This window comes from Rhizobium sp. SVR5-2C, from assembly GCF_056755115.1.
Window position 1 is genome coordinate 1 of the sequence record NZ_JBNDHT010000215.1, and the last position, 7,251, is coordinate 7,251.

Genomic DNA, 7,251 nt, shown 5'->3' on the forward strand with positions numbered 1-7,251 from the left:
GTCCTGGAGTGTGCTTTCCGGCGAAGGCGATCCGGATCACGCGGTAAAGGCCATCGACGCGGTCATGAACCGTCTCGTCGACAGGGAAGCACGGATCATCCGTCTGTTTACCCCGCCTTTTGCCACGTCGGCTAAGGATCCGGGTTACATCAAGTCCTACCCGCCGGGTGTCCGTGAGAATGGCGGCCAATACACGCATGCCGCCACCTGGGTGGTCATGGCGCTCGCCGAACTCAACCGAGGCGACGATGCGATGGCCTGCTTCGAGCTTCTGAATCCGATCAACCACTCTTCGGATAGGGCCTCGGCTGAACACTACCGGGTGGAGCCCTACGTCATCGCTGCCGACGTCTATGGCGAAGGGGCGCTGAAAGGGCGCGGAGGCTGGACGTGGTACACGGGTTCTGCGGGCTGGCTGTACCGGGCTGCGGTCGAAGGCATTCTCGGTATCCGATTGAAAGATAAGCGTGTCTTCGTTCGCCCGGCGCTGCCGAGCGGCTGGGATGGCTTCACGGCGGAGATCGAACATTCGGGTGAGAAATACCGCATTTCGGTCTCAAAATCGTCCAATCCGGACGGCTACACTCTGTCTATCAACGACAGCGAAGTCGCCGATCCTAAATCGGGATATCCGCTCGGATAGCAGCATTTTCCACGCGCTCACTCCGGCGATTCGTTGTGGCCAGAAGGAGGAACCCTTTTGGCCACAACCGCGTTTGCAAATCAAACCAGGAGACACATCATGGCGGCTTTGCCGAAGAATCCGGTCGGCGCTCGGTGCATGTCCCACTCCCCCGCAAGGCCACAGCGCGATACGAGACTTGATGTCTTGCGGGGCCTTGCCCTCATCACGATTTTCATCAATCACGTTCCCGGCCAGATACTCGAAGATCTGACGACGAAGAATTTTGGCTTTTCCGACGCGGCCGAAGCCTTCGTGCTGATCTCGGGTATTGCCGTTGGCCTTGCCTATGGTTCAGGCTTCAAGGTCGGCCGGCGGCTGGAGATGGCGAAGAAAGCTGTGAAGCGCGCTTTCACACTTTATCTCGCCCATATGATCACGACCTTCATAACGCTCGCATTGTTCATCTGCGGCGCCTGGCTGTTCCACCGGCCGGGATTGCTGGTCGAGATCAATATCCTCGCCGTCCTGATGAACCTGAAGGAAGGCATCCCGGCCTTGCTGCTGCTCGGCCACCAGATCGGCTACAACAACATCCTGCCGATGTACGGTGCCTTGATGCTCATGGTGCCTGTGATCCTGCTCCTGAACTCGATCCATCCGCTCCTGGCGCTCGGTGTTTCGGGGGCCGTCTGGCTGCTTGCAGGCATCTATCAGATCGCTCCGCACAACATGCTCATTGCCGACTACTGGTTCCTCAATCCGCTGTCCTGGCAGTTCATTTTCACGATCGGCATCGTCGCCGTCATGCATGTGAAGCGCGGCGGCAGGCTGCCCCAGCACCCGGCCCTGTTCATCCTGGCCTCGGGCTATGTAGCGCTCTCCTTCGCCTGGGTGGTCGGCCACCTCTGGGCCTTGGGGAACTCGCTTGCCGCGCTTGGGCTGCCGCCGGTTCTCACCGGTTTCGACAAGACCTTCCTGTCGCTGCCGAGACTGCTGCATGTTCTGGCGCTCGCCTATCTGGTTATCAATATCCCGGCGCTGTCGAGCGCGCTGCGCCGTCCGGCGGATCATCCGCTGACGATCATCGGCCGTCACTCGTTGAACATATTCGTTGCAGGAACCATCCTGGCGATGGTCGGGCAGGTGCTGCTTTACGTGACCAACCACGACCAGATCTTTGGGCCTGTCCTTGTTATTGTCGGCATTGCCGTTCAGTTCGCCTATGCCTATCACCTCGAGCGGAAACGCATCGGCGGCAGCGCGAAAACCATATCGATGGGAGGAACTGCTCCCATTCCTGTCCCCGTCCGCGTCAATGAGGACCAGAAGTTTTATCGCGATAGCCGAAACAACTAATTGCTCTGGTGTTCGGCGCAGGGTCTGCGCCGCCGGCACCGCTGGTGCTCGCAGTCAGGGGCTTCGTAAGCAGGGCTTTGGCCGAGAAAAACAGTCTAGACATGCGGACATTCGGCATATGTTCCAGACCTGACACCTAAAACCAGTCGCCGGCAGGCGGCTGCCGGACTTGGGTCGAGTTGCGTCCAGGAAACCTCGAGCGGCCAGCCGGTCCCAAGAAGGGAAGGCAAACGTTAACCACACGAGCCTAACAGTCTCATGGAAACATGGATCGATTCGATGGCATCTTCTTTCGACACTCATTTCGCTGCGCTGACCACGAGTGAAATCGTGATATTTCCGAACCGCCCCCGGCCGGGCGATATCGAGCGCTGCGCCGCGGCTCTTGATGATCTGCATGGGGAAGCGGCTGTCGCGTTCTGGAAGGCGGAGTGCCGTCTGCTGGCGGATGAGCTGACGCGATGCGGGTTGGGCGAGGCGAAGATACGGGAGCGCGTCCTATCTTTCCAGGCCGCAGTTCAGGCTGCGCTGGTGGAGAGGCACCAGATGCGGGCCATAGCCGAAAGCCGTGTAGCGCAAGACAGAAAGCGCCGCAGCGTCTAACCATCCTCCGCCTCAACTCGCCGGCCCCGGCGCCATACATTTCTTGCGCGTTCATCTATTCTAGGGCGTTAAGTCCGTCGTCGACTGACGCGCCCATTAGCGGACCACCAAATGGAAGCTCACCAACAAAAACGGCCGGAAGTTTCCTTCCGGCCGTTTCAGTTCGTCTTTCAATTTGGTTAAGCGGCTTCGGTCGTATGAGCCTTGCGGACTTCTGCGTCCGTCAGGATACCGCTGGCGCGAAGCAAGGCAGCGAAGCGGCCGTTGCTATGGCTGAGCTCGTCGAAGCTGCCCTGCTCGACAACGCTGCCGCCGTCGAGGAACAGCACCTTGTCCGCTTCGCGTACCGTCGACAGACGATGCGCAATGATGAAGGTGGTGCGGTTCTGACGGAGGTTGTCAATCGCAGCCTTCACGCGGTTCTCGGTTTCCACGTCGAGCGCGCTGGTCGCCTCGTCGAGTACCAGGATCGGTGCGTCCTTGAGGATGGCACGGGCGATGGCGACACGTTGGCGCTCGCCGCCCGAGAGTCTGTTGCCGCGCTCTCCGACATGGGTCTCATACTGCTCCTCGCGCGTCTCGATGAAGTCGGCAGCGGCTGCTGCTTCGGCAGCGCGGCGCATGTCCTCTTCGCTGGCACCTTCGCGGCCCAGGCGGATGTTGTCGCTGATCGAACGGTTCAGCAGACCCGCATCCTGGAAGACGGTGGCGATATAACGGCGTAGCGACTTACGGGTGATCTTGGTAATATCGTGGCCATCGACCAGGATCTGGCCGCTGTCCGGATCGTAGACGCGCTGCAGGAGATTGACGAGCGTCGTCTTGCCGGCGCCGGTCGGGCCCACGATCGCAACCGTCTGGCCAGCCTTCACTGAGAAGGAGACGTTATGCAGGCCCTGCGACGAGTTGCCGAAGCCGAAGGAGACGTCCCGGAATTCGACTTCGCCCTTGACGTCCTTGATGTCGGCATTGCCCGCCGGCTCTTCGCGCTCGCGGACGGAGTCTTCGAGTACGTAAAAGTCTTCAAGCTTGGACCGCGCCTCGAAAATCTGCGTTGCGAACTGGCGCATCTGGTCGAGACGCGAGATCAGCAGGTTCGCAAAGCCGATAAAGGCGATGACGTCACCGATCCGCAGCTCGCCGGCCTGAACCATCAGCGTGCCGATCACCAGGATGATCATCATGGCAATGGTCGATGCCATGCGGTTCAGCGCGCCGGCAATTGCCCACCAGTCGAGCACCGGGTACTGAGCCTGCAGCAGACGGTCAGCAAAGCCTTTGAGCGCCCTGGTTTCAGCTTCGATGCGGTTGTAGCTGTGCAGTACCGAAACGTTGCTGATCGAGTCGCTGACATGCGAGAAGACGGTGTGGTAGTGGTTCTCGACCGAGGCCTGACCATCCTTCGTGCGGCTCATGACGATGCGGCCAATCAGCCAGTAGGCGAGGCCAAGCACGACCAGGACGCCTGATAGTCGCAGGTCCATGGACATGGCGGTCGGAACCAGAAGCGCGATTGCGACGGCGGTCGACAGGTGATTGCGCATGAATTCGAGCCAGAGGCCGAACAGCGTTTCACAGGCGCGCAGCAACGTATGCAACGCATTCGATGTGCCGCGCTGGTGATGCCAGGAGAGCGGCATGGAAATGATGCGGCCAAATGCTTCCGTCAACAGTGTAGCGCGGCGCCCGTGGGCCAGCCTATCTGCCTCACGCGCCACAAGGACGAACGCAATTGTATTGAAGACGGCAAATCCAGCCCACATGAAGAGGATCGGCTTGACCTCACCTTTGCCCGAGATGGCATCGATGATGCGACCGAACAGGATAGGCTCGGCAATCGTGATCGCAGCTAAAACAATGTTCGCAACGACCACCAGGGATACGCGGAGCTTGTAAGCGCCAAGGTAGCGCAAAGCTCTTGCATAGACCTTGAATAACGACACGGCGTACCTCTTGTGTGCGATCTGCAAAACGGGATGTTGCGATGCTATAAAAAGCCACCTGAACCGACGATTAACGGAGCGTTCAGATGATCCTTATCTGCGGGGTGCGACGAGATGACTCGATCGGCAGCTGTTCGGCCAGCTAAAAGTGCAACAATTTCCACTTGCATTTAAACCAAGCATTAGCACACCATAAAATTTAGTAGGACCCGTTGGTAATGACACCACTATTCCTGATTCGGCGAGCTGATCGCCGTCTTCAGGCCGCCCGTTGCCGGGCAGGGGGCACTTGTGAATATTCATACATTAGTTCAGTCTCTGGTCGTGTTCGATGAATGTAAGCAACCAGAGGGTGTTGTTGAGGAACTGCGGCGAGCCGTCCACCTCTACGGTTTCGAATATTACGGGCTCCTTCGTCACCTGAAGCAGAGCGAGGAACCTTGGCGTCTGGTCCTTGCCGGGCATTGGCCCGAGAAATGGCCACAAACCTATATTGAGAAAAAGTACGTCCTCGTAGATCCTACGGTGCGCTACCTGGCTCGGGCGCAGAGACCATTTCGATGGAAGGAGAGCCTTGCGGCCTATCGGCGCGACCCAAATCAGCGGCGGATGGAACAGATGATGGCGGATGCGCATGCCCATGGCCTGCGCGACGGTTACATCTTTCCCATTCACGGGAGGAACGGCGTGCTCGGAAACCTAAGCGTCGGCGGCGGGCCAGTTGAATTGTCGCCGGTCGAGATGTCGCTATTCGAAACGATCGCGCGCAAAGCCTTCTGGCGGCTGCTTGAGCTCAAGGGTGAAGCGAAGGCTCTCGAGAGCGCGACATCGCTCGAGATGCCGCTGACGCGGCGCGAGATGGAAATTCTGCATTATCTTGCGGAGGGGCTGACCTCGGTTGAGATCAGCAAAGTGCTCAAGATCTCCAACCACACGGTGGATTGGTATATGAATGGACTTCAGCAGAAACTGAAGGCCAAGAACCGCCAGCAAGCGGTGGCGCTAGCCTTCCGGCACGGTCTCGTTACATAGCTCTCCGGAAGTTCTACCGGAAGGAAATTGAACTTTCCGTGACAGCACGTTAAGACTTCTCTTCGCGGGTGCAGCATTGCCCGTTTCAATGCCGTGAGGAGACTGCATTGCCCATTTCCAAGATACTGGTCGCCAATCGTTCCGAAATTGCCATCCGCGTGTTTCGCGCGGCCAATGAACTCGGGATAAAAACGGTCGCCATATGGGCGGAAGAGGACAAACTTGCGCTGCACCGCTTCAAGGCGGACGAGAGCTATCAGGTGGGCCGTGGCCCGCATCTTGCCCGGGATCTCGGGCCGATCGAAAGTTATCTTTCGATCGACGAAGTGATCCGGGTCGCAAAACTTTCCGGCGCCGATGCCATCCATCCCGGATACGGACTGCTTTCCGAGAGCCCGGAGTTCGTGGATGCCTGCAACAAGGCCGGCATCACTTTCATTGGTCCCCGGGCCGATACGATGCGCCAGCTCGGCAACAAAGTGGCGGCACGCAATCTGGCGATCTCGGTCGGCGTGCCGGTCGTTCCGGCCACAGCGCCGCTGCCGGACGACATGAAGGAAGTCGCCCGCATGGCCGAGGAAATCGGCTATCCGGTGATGTTGAAAGCCTCCTGGGGCGGCGGCGGCCGCGGTATGCGCGCGATCCGCGACCCGAAGGATCTCGCCCGCGAAGTCACCGAGGCCAAGCGCGAAGCGATGGCCGCCTTCGGCAAGGACGAGGTCTATCTCGAAAAACTCGTCGAGCGTGCCCGGCATGTTGAAAGCCAGATCCTCGGCGACACGCATGGCAATGTCGTGCATCTCTTCGAACGTGACTGCTCGATCCAGCGCCGCAACCAGAAAGTGGTCGAGCGCGCGCCGGCGCCGTATCTCGCCGAAGCGCAGCGCCAGGAACTCGCCGCCTATTCGCTGAAGATCGCCCAGGCGACGAACTATGTCGGTGCCGGTACCGTCGAATACCTGATGGATGCCGATACCGGCAAATTCTACTTCATCGAAGTCAACCCGCGCATCCAGGTCGAGCACACGGTGACCGAAGTCGTCACCGGCATCGACATCGTCAAGGCGCAGATCCACATCCTCGACGGTCACGCGATCGGTACGCCGGAATCGGGCGTTCCGAAGCAGAAGGATATCAAGCTCAACGGCCATGCGCTTCAGTGCCGGATCACCACGGAAGATCCGGAACACAATTTCATTCCGGACTACGGCCGCATCACCGCTTATCGCTCGGCCTCCGGCTTCGGTATTCGTCTTGACGGCGGCACGTCCTATTCGGGCGCCATCATCACCCGCTACTATGACCCGCTTCTGGTGAAGGTCACGGCCTGGGCGCCGAACCCGCTGGAGGCGATCGCCCGCATGGACCGTGCGCTGCGCGAATTCCGTATCCGCGGCGTCGCCACTAACCTCACCTTCCTGGAAGCGATCATCACGCATCCGAACTTCAAGGACAACAGCTATACGACGCGCTTCATCGACTCGACGCCGGAGCTTTTCCAGCAGGTCAAGCGTCAGGATCGCGCGACGAAGCTGCTCACCTATCTTGCCGACGTGACGGTCAACGGCCACCCGGAAGTCAAGGATCGCCCACGGCCCCCTGCGGACATAGCAAGACCGGTCGTGCCCTACACCAACGGCGGCGGCATTCCAGACGGCACGAAACAGTTGCTGGATAGGCTCGGTCCGAAGA

The 7,251-nt window shown here is 59.4% G+C and carries 6 protein-coding genes; 5 read left to right on the forward strand and 1 reads right to left on the reverse strand.

The features are described 5' to 3' along the window. The 3 genes from ACPYOI_RS33785 to ACPYOI_RS33795 form a co-directional block, all read left to right on the forward strand. Window positions 1-643 (forward strand): GH36-type glycosyl hydrolase domain-containing protein (locus ACPYOI_RS33785; RefSeq protein WP_481423995.1); only part of this gene is annotated, 643 nt, incomplete at its 5' end. Between the two features lie 99 nt (window positions 644-742). Further along, the gene (locus ACPYOI_RS33790) at window positions 743-1,981 is read left to right on the forward strand and encodes an OpgC family protein (protein WP_481423996.1); all 1,239 of its coding nucleotides are present in this window, start codon (window positions 743-745) and stop codon (window positions 1,979-1,981) included. A gap of 279 nt (window positions 1,982-2,260) precedes the next feature. Continuing rightward, the gene (locus ACPYOI_RS33795) at window positions 2,261-2,584 is read left to right on the forward strand and encodes a DUF6074 family protein (RefSeq protein ID WP_481418159.1); all 324 of its coding nucleotides are present in this window, start codon (window positions 2,261-2,263) and stop codon (window positions 2,582-2,584) included. Between the two features lie 179 nt (window positions 2,585-2,763). Here ACPYOI_RS33795 and ACPYOI_RS33800 read toward each other — a convergent pair whose 3' ends face one another. Further along, on the reverse strand, window positions 2,764-4,527 hold the full coding sequence (locus ACPYOI_RS33800) for a glucan ABC transporter ATP-binding protein/ permease (protein WP_481423997.1): 1,764 nt from the start codon (window positions 4,525-4,527) through the stop codon (window positions 2,764-2,766). Window positions 4,528-4,818: 291 nt separating this feature from the next. On the opposite strand from ACPYOI_RS33800, the gene ACPYOI_RS33805 reads away from it, so the two are divergent. Together ACPYOI_RS33805 and ACPYOI_RS33810 are read left to right on the forward strand one after the other, a co-directional pair. Further along, window positions 4,819-5,559 (forward strand): autoinducer binding domain-containing protein, encoded by a 741-nt coding sequence (locus tag ACPYOI_RS33805; protein WP_481423998.1) that lies wholly within the window; start codon window positions 4,819-4,821, stop codon window positions 5,557-5,559. 107 nt (window positions 5,560-5,666) lie between these two features. Beyond that, window positions 5,667-7,251: ATP-binding protein (locus tag ACPYOI_RS33810; protein WP_481423999.1), on the forward strand; the 1,585-nt coding region annotated here is incomplete at its 3' end.